The organism is Variovorax sp. Root434 (assembly GCF_001426595.1).
Classification (GTDB): domain Bacteria; phylum Pseudomonadota; class Gammaproteobacteria; order Burkholderiales; family Burkholderiaceae_C; genus Variovorax.
Map to the genome: position 1 here is coordinate 676,189 of NZ_LMEK01000012.1, position 13,549 is coordinate 689,737.

General features: G+C 68.5%; 14 protein-coding genes. 7 read left to right on the plus strand and 7 right to left on the minus strand.

All coding sequences use genetic code 11. The annotated features are described in order from the left end of the window. Positions 1-3 precede the first annotated feature (3 nt). The 4 genes from ASD05_RS13725 to ASD05_RS13740 are packed head-to-tail and all read left to right on the plus strand — an operon-like array spanning position 4 to position 3,836. Positions 4-1,656, plus strand: a complete 1,653-nt coding sequence (locus tag ASD05_RS13725; protein WP_056592954.1) for an FAD-dependent monooxygenase — start codon at positions 4-6, stop codon at positions 1,654-1,656. After that, complete coding sequence (locus ASD05_RS13730; RefSeq protein WP_056592959.1) at positions 1,653-1,859, plus strand: DUF2783 domain-containing protein; 207 nt, start codon at positions 1,653-1,655, stop codon at positions 1,857-1,859. The genes ASD05_RS13725 and ASD05_RS13730 overlap by 4 nt, the downstream gene beginning before the upstream one ends. Next, positions 1,856-2,821 (plus strand): MBL fold metallo-hydrolase, encoded by a 966-nt coding sequence (locus ASD05_RS13735; RefSeq protein WP_056592962.1) that lies wholly within the window; start codon positions 1,856-1,858, stop codon positions 2,819-2,821. The genes ASD05_RS13730 and ASD05_RS13735 overlap by 4 nt, the downstream gene beginning before the upstream one ends. Positions 2,822-2,861: 40 nt before the next feature. Continuing rightward, on the plus strand, positions 2,862-3,836 hold the full coding sequence (locus ASD05_RS13740; RefSeq protein ID WP_056592965.1) for a Bug family tripartite tricarboxylate transporter substrate binding protein: 975 nt from the start codon (positions 2,862-2,864) through the stop codon (positions 3,834-3,836). Between the two features lie 4 nt (positions 3,837-3,840). On the opposite strand, the gene ASD05_RS13745 is transcribed toward ASD05_RS13740, so the two are convergent. The 5 genes from ASD05_RS13745 to def are packed head-to-tail and all read right to left on the minus strand — an operon-like array spanning position 3,841 to position 6,913. Further along, positions 3,841-4,152 (minus strand): AzlD domain-containing protein, encoded by a 312-nt coding sequence (locus ASD05_RS13745; RefSeq protein WP_056594401.1) that lies wholly within the window; start codon positions 4,150-4,152, stop codon positions 3,841-3,843. Positions 4,153-4,184: 32 nt separating this feature from the next. After that, positions 4,185-4,925, minus strand: coding sequence for an AzlC family ABC transporter permease (locus ASD05_RS13750; protein ID WP_056592968.1), 741 nt, complete (start codon positions 4,923-4,925; stop codon positions 4,185-4,187). Continuing rightward, positions 4,925-5,884: a methionyl-tRNA formyltransferase gene (gene fmt / locus ASD05_RS13755; protein WP_056592971.1), complete on the minus strand. Its 960-nt coding sequence runs from the start codon at positions 5,882-5,884 to the stop codon at positions 4,925-4,927. The genes ASD05_RS13750 and fmt overlap by 1 nt, the downstream gene beginning before the upstream one ends. Continuing rightward, positions 5,881-6,390, minus strand: coding sequence for a hypothetical protein (locus ASD05_RS13760; protein WP_056592974.1), 510 nt, complete (start codon positions 6,388-6,390; stop codon positions 5,881-5,883). The genes fmt and ASD05_RS13760 overlap by 4 nt, the downstream gene beginning before the upstream one ends. A 4-nt stretch (positions 6,391-6,394) precedes the next feature. Further along, positions 6,395-6,913 carry a peptide deformylase gene (gene def, locus ASD05_RS13765; RefSeq protein WP_056592978.1) on the minus strand — a complete coding sequence of 173 codons (519 nt, stop codon included), beginning with the start codon at positions 6,911-6,913 and terminating at the stop codon, positions 6,395-6,397. 159 nt (positions 6,914-7,072) lie between these two features. On the opposite strand from def, the gene ASD05_RS13770 reads away from it, so the two are divergent. From ASD05_RS13770 to ASD05_RS13780, 3 genes are all read left to right on the plus strand, one after another. Then, the gene (locus tag ASD05_RS13770; RefSeq protein ID WP_007829086.1) at positions 7,073-8,290 is read left to right on the plus strand and encodes a LysM peptidoglycan-binding domain-containing protein; all 1,218 of its coding nucleotides are present in this window, start codon (positions 7,073-7,075) and stop codon (positions 8,288-8,290) included. A gap of 34 nt (positions 8,291-8,324) precedes the next feature. Continuing rightward, positions 8,325-9,470, plus strand: a complete 1,146-nt coding sequence (gene dprA, locus ASD05_RS13775; RefSeq protein WP_056592981.1) for a DNA-processing protein DprA — start codon at positions 8,325-8,327, stop codon at positions 9,468-9,470. 151 nt (positions 9,471-9,621) lie between these two features. Next, positions 9,622-10,140, plus strand: a complete 519-nt coding sequence (locus ASD05_RS13780) for a DUF494 family protein (RefSeq protein WP_056592983.1) — start codon at positions 9,622-9,624, stop codon at positions 10,138-10,140. Positions 10,141-10,159: 19 nt separating this feature from the next. Here ASD05_RS13780 and ASD05_RS13785 read toward each other — a convergent pair whose 3' ends face one another. Both ASD05_RS13785 and secF read right to left on the minus strand, forming a co-directional pair. Beyond that, positions 10,160-12,547, minus strand: coding sequence for a DUF1631 family protein (locus ASD05_RS13785; RefSeq protein WP_056592985.1), 2,388 nt, complete (start codon positions 12,545-12,547; stop codon positions 10,160-10,162). A gap of 45 nt (positions 12,548-12,592) precedes the next feature. Then, positions 12,593-13,546 (minus strand): protein translocase subunit SecF, encoded by a 954-nt coding sequence (secF, locus tag ASD05_RS13790; RefSeq protein ID WP_056592987.1) that lies wholly within the window; start codon positions 13,544-13,546, stop codon positions 12,593-12,595. Between the last annotated feature and the right edge of the window lie 3 nt (positions 13,547-13,549).

Consider the following 13,549-nt stretch of genomic DNA (forward strand, 5'->3'; position numbering starts at 1 on the left):
ATCATGGAAACCTTTGCATTCGCGCCGGCCTACGAGCTGCCGAGCTGGCCTTTCACGCCTCCGCCCGAACTGAACGGCACGACGGTCGTGCGGCACCCCATCGTCATCGTCGGCGCGGGGCCCTCGGGGCTGACACTCGCTTGCGACCTCGCGCAACGCGGCGTGCACGCCGTGCTGCTCGACGAGGACGACACCGTCGGCGTGCGCGGCGCATCGTCGCGCGGCATCTGCTACGCGCAGAAGAGCCTGGAGATCTTCGAGCGCCTCGGCATCTACGAGCGCATCGCGGCCAAGGGCATCACCTGGTCGTTCGGGCGCACCTTCTCGGGCGAGCAGGAGGTCTACAACTTCAACCTGCAGGCGAACAGCGTCTCGAAGCAGCCGCCGTTCATCAACCTGCAGCAGTTCTATGTCGAGTGGTTCCTGGTCGAGCGCATCCTCGAGCTCGGGTTGACCGACGTGCGCTGGAAGAGCCGCGTGACGCACGTCGAGCAGCTCACCGACGGCGTGCGCCTGGACATCGAGACGCCCGCAGGCAGCTACACGATCGAGGCCGATCGGCTGATCGACGCCACCGGCGCCAACAGCCCGATCCGCACGCAGCTCGGCATCGAGGCGCACGCCTCGCGCAGCACCGACCGCTGGTGCATCAGCGACGTGCGCTTCAGGAAGCCGCTGCCGACCGAGCGCTGGACCTGGGTCGACGCACCGTTCAACGAAGGCCGCGGCGTGTGGCAGCACCTGATGGCCGACGGCGTGTGGCGCATCGACTACCAGATGCCGGAGGACTGCGACACGGCCCACATCAGCCAGCCCGAGGTGGCGGGCGCGCGGCTGCGCGAGCAGCTCGGGCCGGACGTGGAGTTCGAGTTCGTATGGATCGGGCCGTACGGCTACCGCGACCACCTGCTCGACAGCTTCCGGCACGGCCACGTGTTCTTCATCGGCGATGCGGCACATGTGGTGAGCCCGTTCGGTGCGCGCGGCGGGAACAGCGGGATTCAAGATGCGGCAAACCTCGGCTGGAAGCTGGCACTCGTCGCACAGCGCAAGGCGGGCGATGCACTGCTCGACAGCTACGACGCCGAGCGGCAGCCCGCCGCGAAGCAGAACCTGCAGGTCACGAGCCGCTCGGCCCGTTTCCTTGCGCCGCGCTCGCCGGCCGAGCACACGCTGCGCCGCGCCGTGGTGGCGCTGGCCGCGCGGCATCCGTTTGCGCGCGCGCTGGTGAACACCGGGCGCATGTCGGTCGCGAACGAGTACCCGGCCGCGCCGCAGTTGCCCGAGGGCGGACGATCCGTGCAGAACCTGCCGCTGCGCTGGGCCGATGGGCGCGAGACGACGTTGATGCAGCTGCTGGCCGAGGGCACACACTGCATTGGCCTGTGGTTCGCGCCGACGCGCGAGCAGGCCAATGCGGCGCTCGAGGCCACTGCGTCGCTGCCACTGCACTTGCTGGCCGTGGGCGGCAACAGCGGCCTGCCCACGCTGCAGGCCGACGAGAAGCTCGCGAGCCATCTCGGCATCGGCGACACGGGCGGCTTCGTCCTCGTTCGGCCTGACGCCTACCGCGCGGCCGTGCTGGCGAACCCGACCCCGGAAACCATCGCCGCCGCCTTGCGCATCGCGCTTGCCCACGACAACAGCAACCCATGATCACCGAGCCCCGCATCCCCGATCCCGACGGCTTCTACGCCGCATTGCTCGCGGCACACGAAGGCCGCAGCGAAGCGCAGAGCGCCGACCTCAATGCCCGCCTCGTGCTGCTGCTGGCCAACCAGTGCGCCGACCACGACGTGCTGCTCGCCTGTATCCAGGCGGCGGCCGAAGAAGACCCCACGACAACGAACACCCCATGACCACGACCGTTTCCTTCGCTTCCGCTTCCGACACCCGCGAGCAGAAGCCCCGGCTGCAGGAGCTCGGGCCCGGCGCCTATGGCTACATCAGCGACTTCGATCCCAACTGCGGCTTCGTCGTCGGCGACGAGCACGTGGTGCTGATCGACACGCGCCCCACGCCGCGCATGGCGCGCGACTTCCTGGCCGCCATCCGCACGGTGACCGACAAGCCTATCCGCACCATCGTGCTCACCCACTACCACGCGGTGCGCGTGATGGGCGCGAGCGCCTTCGACGAGGTGCGCGAGATCGTCGCCAGCAGCGGCACGCTCTACTGGATTCGCACGCGCGGCCAGGCCGACTTCGACTCGGAGGTCGGCCGCTTTCCGCGCCTGTTCGCGGGCGTCGAGGAGATACCGGGGCTGACCATTCCCACGAAGGTCTTCGATCGCGAGACCACGCTGCCGCTGGGCGGCGGCTGCGAGTTGCGGCTGATGTCCCTGGGCCGCGGCCATTCGGGCGGCGACGCGGTCGCGTGGCTGCCCGACTGCGGCGTGCTCTTCTCGGGCGACGTGGTCGAGAACCGCTGCGGCGTATATGCGGGCGACGCCTACATCGGCGACTGGGCCGGCACGCTCGACGCTGTGGCCGCGCTGAAGCCGCGCGTGCTGGTGCCCGGCCGTGGCGCGGTGCTACAGGACGAAGCCGCATGCGCCGAGGCCATCGGGCTCACCAAGGCGTTTCTCTCGACGCTGCTGGAGAGCGTGAAAGCCGGCATCGCGGCGGGCGAGACGCTCAAGGGCTGCTTCGCGCGGGCAGAAGCGGCGATGACGCCGCGCTTCGGCGACTGGCCCGTGTTCCAGCACGTGCTGCCCTTCGATGTTTCGCGCGCATACGACGAGCTGCGCGGCATCGAGCACCCGGTGGTGTGGACCGCCGAGCGCGACCGCGAGCTGTGGCAGGTCCTGCGCGGCGAGTGAGCTGAACCGATTCCAAAACAAGCAACGGAGACAAGAGACGATGAAGCGATTCCTTCTTCCCCTGCTGGCCTCGGCCTTCGCGCTGGCCACCGGCCTCGCATCCGCACAGCCGGCCGCCTATCCCACCCAGCCGATCAAATGGATCGTGCCCTACGTGGCCGGCGGCGGCACCGACAACCTCGCGCGCACGCTGGCCGAGGCGATGCAGCCTTCGCTCGGGCAGCCGCTCATCATCGACAACCGGCCGGGCGCCTCCACCAACATCGGCGTGGGCGTGATGATGCAGGCCAAGCCCGACGGCTACACCATCATGCAGGCCGAGAACGCGGCGCTGCTCTTCAACGAGCACATGTTCGCCAAGCTGCCCTACAAGCCCGCGAGCGATTTCACCTACATCGGCACCATCGGCCGCTTCCCGGTCGCCCTGGTGGTGCACCCCGACTTTCCCGCGAAGAACGTGGCCGAGTTCGTGCGCTACGTGAAGGCCAACCCCGAGAAGGTGAGCTACGCCTCGCCCGGCAACGGCTCGCCGCACCACATGGCGATGGAACTCTTCAAGCAGAAGGCCGGCCTGAGCATCACGCACGTGCCGTACAAGGGTGCAGCGCCGGCCATGACCGACGTGATGGGCGGCCAGGTGCCGACGATGATGCTGGACCTGGCCTCGGGACTGCCGATCATCAAGTCGGGCAAGGTGCGCGTGCTGGCCATCGCACTGCCGCAGCGCGCGGGCGCCCTGCCCGAGGTGCCGACCTTCGTCGAGGCCGGCTTCCCCGACGTCAACGCCTACGCCTTCCACGGCCTGATCGGCCCGGCCGGCATGCCGCCGGAAGCGGTGGCGCGGCTCAACGCCGAGCTGCACAAGGCGATGAAGGCGCCGAAGGTGGTGAAGCTGTTCGCGGACTTCGGCTTCGAGGCGCTGCCGGGGACGCCGCAGGATTTCTACAAGCTCTCGCGGGCCGAGAGCGAGCGCTGGGGCAACATCATCAAGACCGCGGGCGTGAAGCTCGACTAGCCGCCTACCAGCCCAAGCCCAAGTGCAGCGGCAGATAAACCGCCATGCCCGCGAGCATCGTGCCGAGCACGCCGCGCCGCCAGTAGAAATAGGCGGCACCGACCACCGCCGCGTACAGGCGGGCGTCGTGCAGCGTGGTGATCAGGTGGCCCTGCGTCATGACGATCTCGGGTGCGATCACGCCCGCGAGTGCGGCGGCCGGCGCGTAGTGCAGCGCGCGGTGCGCCCAGTCGGGCAGGCCCCAGGGCCGGTCGAGAATGAAGAAGAAGCAGCGCGTGAGCACGGTGACCAGGGCCAGGCCGACGATCACGGCCATGGTCCACCAGTCGGTGGTTGCGCCGGCGCTGCTCACTTGTCGTCCTCCGCGTTCGGGTCGAGCCCGAGCTGCTTCTCGAGCCAGAAGCACAGCAGCACGGCCACGCCGATGGCGGCCACGATGTTGAGCTTCAGCGGCAGCGCATAGGCCGCCACGGCCGTGGCGCCGGCGATCAGCCCGGCCAGCACGCGCAGCCGCGTGGTCGCCATCGAACAGACGATGGCCACCAGGCTCAGCACGCCCGCGAAGCCCAGGCCCCATTTCTGCGGAATGAAGTTGGCCAGCGCAACGCCCAGCAGGCTCATGCCCATCCAGGCGCACCAGGTCACGAAGTAGTTGCCGGTGAGGTAGGCCTCCTGGGCTTCCTGCTCGGCGATGGTCAGCGGCGGCTTCGGGTACTTCTTAGTGAAGAGCGCGTAGCTCATGTCCGCCGTGAGGTAGCCGTGCAGCATGCGGCGCCAGCGCGGCATGTGCATGAGGTAGGGCCGCAGGTGCAGGCTGAACACCACGAAGCGCAGGTTGACGCAGAAGCCCGTGGCCAGGATCACCCAGGCCGGCGCGCCCGCGAACAGCAGCGGAATGGCCGCGAGCTGCGAGCTGCCCGCGTAGACCAGCAGGGTCATCGCCACGGCCTCGAGCACGCTCATGTTCGACTTGACCATGGCCACGCCGGTCATCAGCCCCCAGGCGCCGATGCCGAGCGCCACCGGAGACATGTCGCGCATGCCGATGCGGAATTCCGGGCGGCCGCGGATGCTTTGCGAGAGAAACATCAGCCGAACACCTGCCCGGGCTTCAGGTCGAAGCCGCGCAGGAAATCGGCCACGGCGAGGCGCTTGCCGCCCGGCCGCTGGAGTTCGGTGACGGTGACGACCGAATCGGCAGCCGCCGCCACGGCCACGCCGGCATCGGTGACGGCGAGGATCGTGCCCGGCGCGGCCGATGCCGCGGGGTACGGCACCGCATGGGCCGCCCAGAGCTTGATGGTTTCGCCGTCGAGCGGGCTGTTGGCGCCGGGAAAGGGGTCGAAGGCGCGGATGCGGCGCACGATGGCGTCGGCCGGCTGGGCCCAGTCGATCAGCGCCTCGTGCTTCTCGACCTTGCTGGCGTAGGTAACGCCTTCGGCCGGCTGCGGCGTGCGGACGAGCGCGCCGATATCCGCGAGCGCCTCGACGATCATCCTTCCGCCCAGTTCGGCCAGCCGGTCGTGCAGGCGGGCGGTGTTGTCGTCGCCGATGTCGACGGCCTCGCGCAGCAGCATGTCGCCGGTGTCGAGCCCGGCGTCCATCTGCATGATGGTGATGCCGGTCTGCGCGTCGCCGGCCTCGATGGCACGGTGGATCGGCGCGGCGCCGCGCCAGCGCGGCAGCAGGCTCGCATGGATGTTGAGGCAGCCGTGCACCGGCAGGTCGAGCACCCACTGGGGCAGGATCAGGCCGTAGGCCGCGACCACCATCACGTCGGGCCTGGCGGCCAGCAGGGTGTCGCGCGCGGCCGAGGCTTCGTCGGGGTACTTGCCATCGAGCCGCAGGCTGCGCGGCTGGGCCACGGGCCAATTGTTGGCAACGGCGCATTGCTTGACGGGCGACGCCTGCAGCTTCATGCCGCGGCCGGCGGGCCGGTCGGGCTGGCTCATCACCAGCACCACGTCATGGCCGGCGGCGGCAATGGCCTCCAGCGCGACACGCGCGAACTCGGGCGTGCCCGCGAAAACGACTCTGAGGCGGCTCAATCGCGGATCCGATCGAGCTCGAGATCGTCCCCCGTGTGATAGCGCCGGACCACGCCGGTCGGATCGATATAGATGTACAGCATGCGGCGCTCGTTCACGGCCTTGTAGCGCCAGGTCCAGACGACACCGTCGAAGGAGCTGACGCGGGTGATTTCATAGGGGCGGCCGTAGAAGGCCACCACATCGTTCTGGCGCCACTGGCCGACCTTGATGTCATGGCCGAAGCGCGCCTCGCTGAGCACCTGCGTCACCGAGACCACCTTGCCCGAGGCGTCGACATCGATGTCGGTTACCTCGAAGCCGGCCGGCATGCGCGAGTACTGCAGCCGCTCGCCGCCGCCCGTCAGCGGGTAGCGGCCCGTGGGCGCGCCCAGGCGCTGCAGGGTGTCGGCGGCCGTGGCGCCCGGCTGGACGCGCGTGGGTTCGTTGGCGCAGCCGGCAAGCCCCAGGGCCGCGACGGCGACGACCGCCATCGCGGCAAGGGAACCGAAACCACGTACGCGCATGGGATCAGGCCCGTTCGCGCAGGTCTTCGCGCTGCTGCTTGAGCAGCTTGCTCTTGATGCGGTTGCGCTTCAGGGGGGAAAGGTATTCGACGAACACCTTGCCGAGCAGGTGGTCGAGTTCGTGCTGGATGCACACGGCCAGCAGGCCGTCGGCCTCGATGGTGCGCGACTCGCCGTTCTCGTCGAGCGCCTGCACCTTCACCGAGGTGGAACGCATCACACCGTCGTAGATGCCGGGCACCGAGAGGCAGCCCTCTTCGTTCAGCACCTTCTCGTCGCTGGCCCAGGTGATCTCGGGGTTGATCAGCACGATCGGCTGGTTGCGCTCCTCGGAAATGTCGATGACGACGACGCGCTCGTGCACGTCGACCTGGGTCGCCGCCAGGCCGATGCCGCTGGCGTCGTACATGGTTTCCAGCATGTCGGCGACCAGGGCCTTGACGCGCGCGTCGACGCCCTGCACCGGCTTGGCCACCGTGTGCAGGCGTTTGTCCGGGTAACTCAGAATGATTCGTTTGGCCATGAAATCGGGGGAAAGTTGTGGCTATTTTCGCCATTTCCGCGACTCAAGGCGCCGCAGGGGCCCGAAATCGTTGCCCTCCAAAGGGCTTCAGCGCAGAATTCGTAGCAAATTGTGAGATTCGTATGCGCCGCGCTACTGTGGGCGCTCACCCATCCAGACATGAAAAAGCTCAGACTCACCGAACGCCAGCGCCCCTCCCTCCTCGCCACGCTGACAGCCCTGGCGGTCATCGGCAGTTGCGGCGCCACGACAGCCTGGGCCCAGAACTACCCCGTCACCCCGCAGCAGCGCGCCACGGCGCAGCAGACCGCCCAGGCCGGCGTGCCGCTGAGCGAACTGTCGCCCAAGGCGCCGGACGAATACACCGTCAAGCCCGGCGACACGCTCTGGGCCATCTCCCGCCTCTACCTGCTGCGCCCCTGGCGCTGGCCGGAGCTGTGGGGCATGAACATCAATGAAATCGCCAACCCGCACCGGATCTATCCGGGCCAGGTGCTCTACCTGGACAAGAGCGGCGGCCGCGCCCGCCTGACCACCCGCCGCGGCGGCTTCAGCGGCGACGGCGGAACCATCAAGCTGTCACCCCGCACCCGTTTCGACTCGCTGGCCGGCATGGCATTGCCCACGCTCAACCCGAGCATCATCGAGCCCTTCCTCAGCGAGCCCATCGTGGTGGACGCCGGCACGCTGGAAAGCGCGCCGCGCATCGTCGCGGGCAACGACAGCCGTGTGCTGTTGTCGCGCGGCGACCGGGCCTATGCCCGCGGCAGCGCCGAAGCGCCGCTGGTCGAGGTGCCGGGACCGGTGCAGAACTTCCGGATCTTCCGCAACGCCACGCCGCTGAAGGACCCGGGCACGGGCGAAATCCTCGGCTACGAGGCGCAGTACCTGGGCAAGGCCCGGTTGCAGCGCGGCGAGTCGACCACGGTCGAGACGGTGGAAGACAAGGACGTCATCACGGTGGTGCCCGCCAGCATCGACATCGTCGCGTCGCGCGAGGAAATGCGCGCCGGCGACCGCCTGCTGCCCGAGCCGCCGCGCCAGCTGCTGAGCTACGCGCCGCGCGCGCCCTCCACCCAGGTGGACGGCCGCATCGTGTCGGTCTATGGCAACGCGGTGCAGTTCGCGGCGCAGAACCAGGTAGTGGCCATCAACAAGGGCACGCGCGACGGCATCGACAACGGCCACGTGCTGGCCATCCTGAAGAACGGCGAAACCATCCTCGACCGCACCGGCGCCCGCAAGGAAACCATCAAGCTGCCGAACGAACGCATCGGCCTGCTGATGGTGTTCCGCACCTTCGAGAAGGTGTCCTATGCGCTGGTGCTCGAAATCAACGACACTCCGCGCGCCGGCGACTTCCTCGTCAACCCCTGACCAGCGACCCCGGCTTCATTCCTCGCACATTCGTTTGGAACGCGCAGAACTCGCAGGCTGGCTGCGGCTTTCATTGACGCCCGGCATCGGTGACGGTGCCGCACGCCGTTTGCTCGCGGCCTTCGGGCTGCCCGACGGCATCTTTGCGCAGCCCCCTGCCGCGCTGCGCGAGGTCGTCTCCTCGGCGCAGGCCGAAGCGCTGCTGCAGCCGCCTCCCGGCCTGCAGGCACAGATCGACCAGACTTGGCAATGGCTGCAGGCGGCCGATGGCGGCGTCTCGCGCCGCATCGTGACGCTGGGCGACAGCGGCTATCCGGCCTCGCTGCTCGAAATGGCCGACCCGCCGCTGATGCTCTACGTGCTCGGCGCCGCAGACTTCGACCTCACGCAACTCGGCCACAGCATCGCCGTCGTGGGCAGCCGCAATCCGACGCCGCAGGGCGCCACCAACGCGCGCAGCTTCGCGCGGGCGCTGGGCGAGGCGGGGCTGCCCGTGGTGTCGGGCCTCGCGCTGGGCGTCGACGGCGCGGCGCACCAGGGCGCGCTCGATGCGGCCGGCGATGCGCCCCGGCTCGCAACCGTGGCCGTGGTGGGCACCGGGCTCGACCGGGTCTACCCCGCGCGGCATCGCGACCTGGCGCACCGCATCACGCTGCAGGGGCTGATCGTGAGCGAGCTGCCGCTGGGCACGCCGCCGCTCACGCAGAATTTTCCGAAGCGCAACCGGCTCATCGCCGGGTTGGCGCGCGGCACGCTGGTGGTCGAGGCGGCGCTGCAGTCGGGCTCGCTGATCACGGCGCGGCTCACGTCCGAGCAGGGCAAGGAAGTGTTCGCCATCCCGGGCTCGATCCATTCGCCGCAATCGCGCGGCTGCCATGCACTGATCCGACAGGGCGCGAAGCTCGTGGAATCGGTCAACGACATTCTCGAAGAGCTGCCGCCCCTGCAGCCGCGAGCGGCGGCGGCGCCCACGTCCGGCAACGGAAGCACGGCTGCCGTCGCCACCGACGAAGACCCGCTTCTGGAGGCCCTCGGCCACGACCCGGTGAGCCTCGATGCCCTCAGCGCACGCACCGGCTGGAGCGCCGCGGCACTCCAGGCGAAGATGCTCGAGCTCGAGCTGGACGGCCATATCGCACGCCTGCCCGGCGGGCTCTTCCAGAGAACGGCCATCGGCTGATTCCCAGGCCCCAGGCCGCGCCCTTTTTTTGCAGGGGCCGCCGCGCACGGCCGCCCGAAGCGGCCGGCCCGCCCCCGGCAGGGGGAAGGAGAAGTGACACGAAGTGCACGAAGCCTGGGGGTGAGCAACGTTCCTCGGCTATATTGGGCTCATGTTCGAAGTGCTTGTTTTTGTGTACGAAAACTATTGGCGCGGCGATGCCTGTCCCGAACCCGATCAGCTGGGCCGCAAGCTCAGCGCACACGGCTTCGAGGCAGAGGAAATCCGCGAGGCCCTTCACTGGCTCGACGGCCTGAGCCTTGCCACGCAAGGCATGCAGATCGAGCGCAGCGCCAACGACGAGGCCAGCGCCACGGTCGTTCTTCGGGGCACTCCCGAAGCGGCCATGCCGCAGTCCGCCGATGCGATGCGCATCTACTCGCAGGCCGAGCAGGAGCACCTCGGCGCCGAGTGCCTCGGCTTCATCCGCTTTCTCGAATCGTCGAACGTGCTGCCCTGCGGCCTGCGCGAGATCGTCGTCGAGCGCGCCATGGCGGCGCCCGGCGACCCGGTCGCGCTCGACGAGCTGAAGATCATCGTATTGATGGTGCACTGGAGCACGGGCATCGAACCCGATGCGCTGGTGCTCGATGAGCTCTGCGAGTCGCGCGAGGGCCGCACGGCACACTAGGCGCCGCGGGAGCTGGCTGCTAGTTCAGCAGCCGCTCGGGATTCGCATCCAGCTTGGCCAGCGCTTCGCGCGTGGCACGCACCGTGAGCGTTTCTTCTTCCGCCGGCACCAGCAACCCGGCCTGCAGGTAGGTCGCCAGCCGCCCCGCCTGGATCAGGAAGCTGCGTCCATCCGCCGACGCGAACAGGTGCAGCTGCTTGCGATCGCTGCGCCAGACAAACTGCACCTGGCTCACGCGGTCGTTGTGGTCCAGCATGAACCAGTTGCCCACCTGCAGCTCATGCGCCCAGGCGAGCATGTCCTCGGGCACCTTGGTGCCGGCGGCGTCGGGAATGACCTCGATCGAGGCCGCATCCACGCCCAGCAGCAACTCGATGCTGTGGGCATCGAGCGGCAGGTCGGCGGTGCCGCCCACGTCGGTCACGAAATCTTCCAGGTGTGCCAGCCGCTCGGCCATCGCTTCGATCTTGGCCTGCGGGATCGCCTCGGTCTTCGACAGGAAGGCGTCGGACAGCGTGGCGCCGATGGTCTTGATGTGCGCCTCCTGCGGCTCGTCCACGATGCCGAGCAGGGCCATGCCCTGGCGCAGGCGCTGCAGCAGCTGCGGCAAGTCCTGGATCACGCGGGCGCGGTCGGTTCGGTTGGGCTTGGCACTCGCGGCCCACACCAGCTCCGAAGCCACGCGCTTGAGCATCACGGTCTGTTCGCCCTGCGCGCCGTAGCGCAGCGCGGCGATGGCGAGCACCTCGGCCCAGACCTTGAAGAGAAACTCCCGGATCTCGTCGCGCACCGGCATGTCGTTGAGCATCTTGCGCAGCTCGATGGTGTACTGGATCGCCATCGTCTCCTTCTGCTCGACCTGCTGCGCCACGCTCATCACGCGCTGCGTGGTGTCGCTCTGGGTCAAGTAGCGGTTGAGGAAGGCGACGAATTCGTCGAACACCAGCTTGAACACGCGCTGGCCGGTTTCGGGGTACTGCTCGATCACCTGCACGACGCGGCGGATCTCGCCTTCGAGCGCGCTGCCGGTGATGGCGGCCGCGTCGAAGCCCATCACGCAGGAGCCCATGCGGTCGATCAGCATGCGCGCGGGGTGCTGCAGCGTGCCGAAGAACTCGGGCTCGGCGATGGCCACGCGCAGCACCGGCATCTGCAGGCGCGCGAACCACACGCGCGCCGAGAACGGAATGCGCTCTTCGGCCAGGATGGCCTGGAACATCAGCGCCACGATCTCGACCGTGGCCTTGTCGGCTGTGGTGGGCGCGCGCTTCTTGAGCTCGGTGGAGCGCCGGCGCAGGTCGACGGCGGTCTGCTGGATCAGCGTGGCCTGTTCGCCCGCGCCATCCATGTACTGCGTGGCGGCCATCCGGTAGGCGACTTCGGCGTCGGCGATGGCGCCGGCGAAGGTCCTGGAGAACACGCGGGGCGCCGCGCCGCCGCTCTGGCCCGGTTGGCTGCCTTGGCTGCCGCCACCCGTTGCGCGCCCTTCCGCGCCCCCGGCCTGGAACTGTGCGGCGGCACCGCCCGCGTCGCCGCCGATGCGCGCGGTCACGAAGCGCTTGAGGCTCAGCAGCGCGGTCTGCGCACGTTGCCGCGCGATCATCAGCGGCGAGCCGCCGGTGGTCGAGGTGGGCGCCATGGTCGAGGGCATGGACGGCTGCTGATGTCCTTCGAATCCGTACCCGGGGCGCTGCGCAATGGTGGAACCGCCGGTCATGCCGCTGTCGACCGGCGCGACGCCCGATCCGCCGCCGCCTGCATTGCCCGTGCGCCGGACAAAGCTCTTGAGATCGATCTCCTGCATCACGCCATTGGCGATCAGATAGGCATTGGCGCTCTCGTAGGCCTTGACGATCACCTCGACCAGCCCCTGCTGCACCGTGTCCTGCACACGGGCCCACAACCCGCGGCTCAGGCCTGCCGCCAGCCACTGGTCGACCAGCAGCTTGGCCAGCGTCTCGGGCTTGAGCACGTCCTTGGCGTCGAGCTCGGTCGTGCCTTCGAGGTGCTGGATGCGCAGGCGCAGGTCGCTGAGTTCGAAGCTGGCCTTGTCGTGGATCATCTGCGCGAGGCGCGAGGAGAGGATGTTGCTCTCCACCACTTCATTGCCGATCAGTTCGAGCCGCAGCGCCGCAGGCGCGGTCATGGCGCCGGATGTGGTGCCCAGCGCCTTGCGCCAGCCGGCCTGCGCGAGCGTCACCCATTGCGTGGCGTGGCCCTGAAACGCGACGAAGTCGTCGCGGTTTTCCTGCATGGAACGGGCGTTGCCGGCCTCGGAGGCCAGGGCCGTCAGCCGGTCCCGGATCGCGCCGGCCAGCGGCGCAATGGCGCCCTCGGTGGCCGACACGAAACGCTCACGCGTCTCGCGTGCGAGCTGCAGGGAAGAGGCGGACCGCGCAATGCTCATTGAAAAGTCGGGAAGGCCAGGGTAGTTTGAACCCCGAAGTATCCGTCAGACCACGGCGCCGGCGTTCGGGTCGTCCTCGGATTCGCCGTCGCGCTTGGTCGGGCCGCCCTTGATGAGGTCTTCGCGCTTTACGCCGAGCCACATGGCGATCGCCGCCGCCACGAAGGCCGACGAGTAGATGCCGAAGCAGATGCCGATGGTCAGCGCCAGCGCGAAGTAGTGCAGGGTCGGGCCGCCGAAGAAGAACATCGACAGCACCACCAGCTGGGTGGAGCCGTGGGTGATGATGGTCCGGCTGATGGTCGAGGTGATCGCGTTGTCGATGATCTCGGTGGTCGACATCTTCCGGTAGCGGCGGAAGTTCTCGCGGATCCGGTCGAAGATCACGACCGATTCGTTCACCGAATAGCCCAGCACCGCCAGCACCGCCGCCAGCACCGCCAGCGAGAACTCCCACTGGAAGAAGGCGAAGAAGCCCAGGATGATCACCACGTCGTGCAGGTTCGCCAGCACGGTGGCCAGCGCGAACTTCCACTCGAAGCGGAACGCCAGGTAGATCATGATGCCCACGACCACCATGCCCAGGGCCTTCAGGCCGTTGGTGGTGAGTTCGTCGCCGACCTGCGGGCCGACGAATTCGTTGCTGCGCAGCTCCACCGTCGGCTCGGCCACCTTCAGCGCGTCCATCACCTGTGCGCTCTGCTGGGCGGAGGTCACGCCCTTCTTCACGGGCAGGCGGATCTGCACCGACTTGCCGAAGCTCTGCACCTGAACTTCGGTGTAGCCCAGCTTGCCGACGATGTCGCGCACCTTGCCGACGTCGGCCGACTGCGTGTACGCCACTTCCATCACCGTGCCGCCGGTGAACTCCACCGACAGGTGCAGCCCGCGGTGGAACAGGAAAAACACCGCCAGCGCGAAGGTGACGAAGGAGATGATGTTCAGCACCAGCGCGTGGCGCATGAACGGGATGGTCTTGTGGATGCGGAAGAATTCCATGGC

Bases quoted from the DNA above. Each gene is read 5' to 3' on its own strand.
- ASD05_RS13725 (WP_056592954.1), top strand. From the start codon at position 4: ATGGAAACCTTTGCATTCGCGCCGGCCTACGAGCTGCCGAGCTGGCCT.
- ASD05_RS13730 (WP_056592959.1), top strand. From the start codon at position 1,653: ATGATCACCGAGCCCCGCATCCCCGATCCCGACGGCTTCTACGCCGCA.
- ASD05_RS13735 (WP_056592962.1), top strand. From the start codon at position 1,856: ATGACCACGACCGTTTCCTTCGCTTCCGCTTCCGACACCCGCGAGCAG.
- ASD05_RS13740 (WP_056592965.1), top strand. From the start codon at position 2,862: ATGAAGCGATTCCTTCTTCCCCTGCTGGCCTCGGCCTTCGCGCTGGCC.
- ASD05_RS13745 (WP_056594401.1), bottom strand. From the start codon at position 4,152: ATGGCCGTGATCGTCGGCCTGGCCCTGGTCACCGTGCTCACGCGCTGC.
- ASD05_RS13750 (WP_056592968.1), bottom strand. From the start codon at position 4,925: ATGTTTCTCTCGCAAAGCATCCGCGGCCGCCCGGAATTCCGCATCGGC.
- ASD05_RS13760 (WP_056592974.1), bottom strand. From the start codon at position 6,390: ATGCGCGTACGTGGTTTCGGTTCCCTTGCCGCGATGGCGGTCGTCGCC.
- def (WP_056592978.1), bottom strand. From the start codon at position 6,913: ATGGCCAAACGAATCATTCTGAGTTACCCGGACAAACGCCTGCACACG.
- ASD05_RS13770 (WP_007829086.1), top strand. From the start codon at position 7,073: ATGAAAAAGCTCAGACTCACCGAACGCCAGCGCCCCTCCCTCCTCGCC.
- ASD05_RS13780 (WP_056592983.1), top strand. From the start codon at position 9,622: ATGTTCGAAGTGCTTGTTTTTGTGTACGAAAACTATTGGCGCGGCGAT.
- ASD05_RS13785 (WP_056592985.1), bottom strand. From the start codon at position 12,547: ATGAGCATTGCGCGGTCCGCCTCTTCCCTGCAGCTCGCACGCGAGACG.
- secF (WP_056592987.1), bottom strand. From the start codon at position 13,546: ATGGAATTCTTCCGCATCCACAAGACCATCCCGTTCATGCGCCACGCG.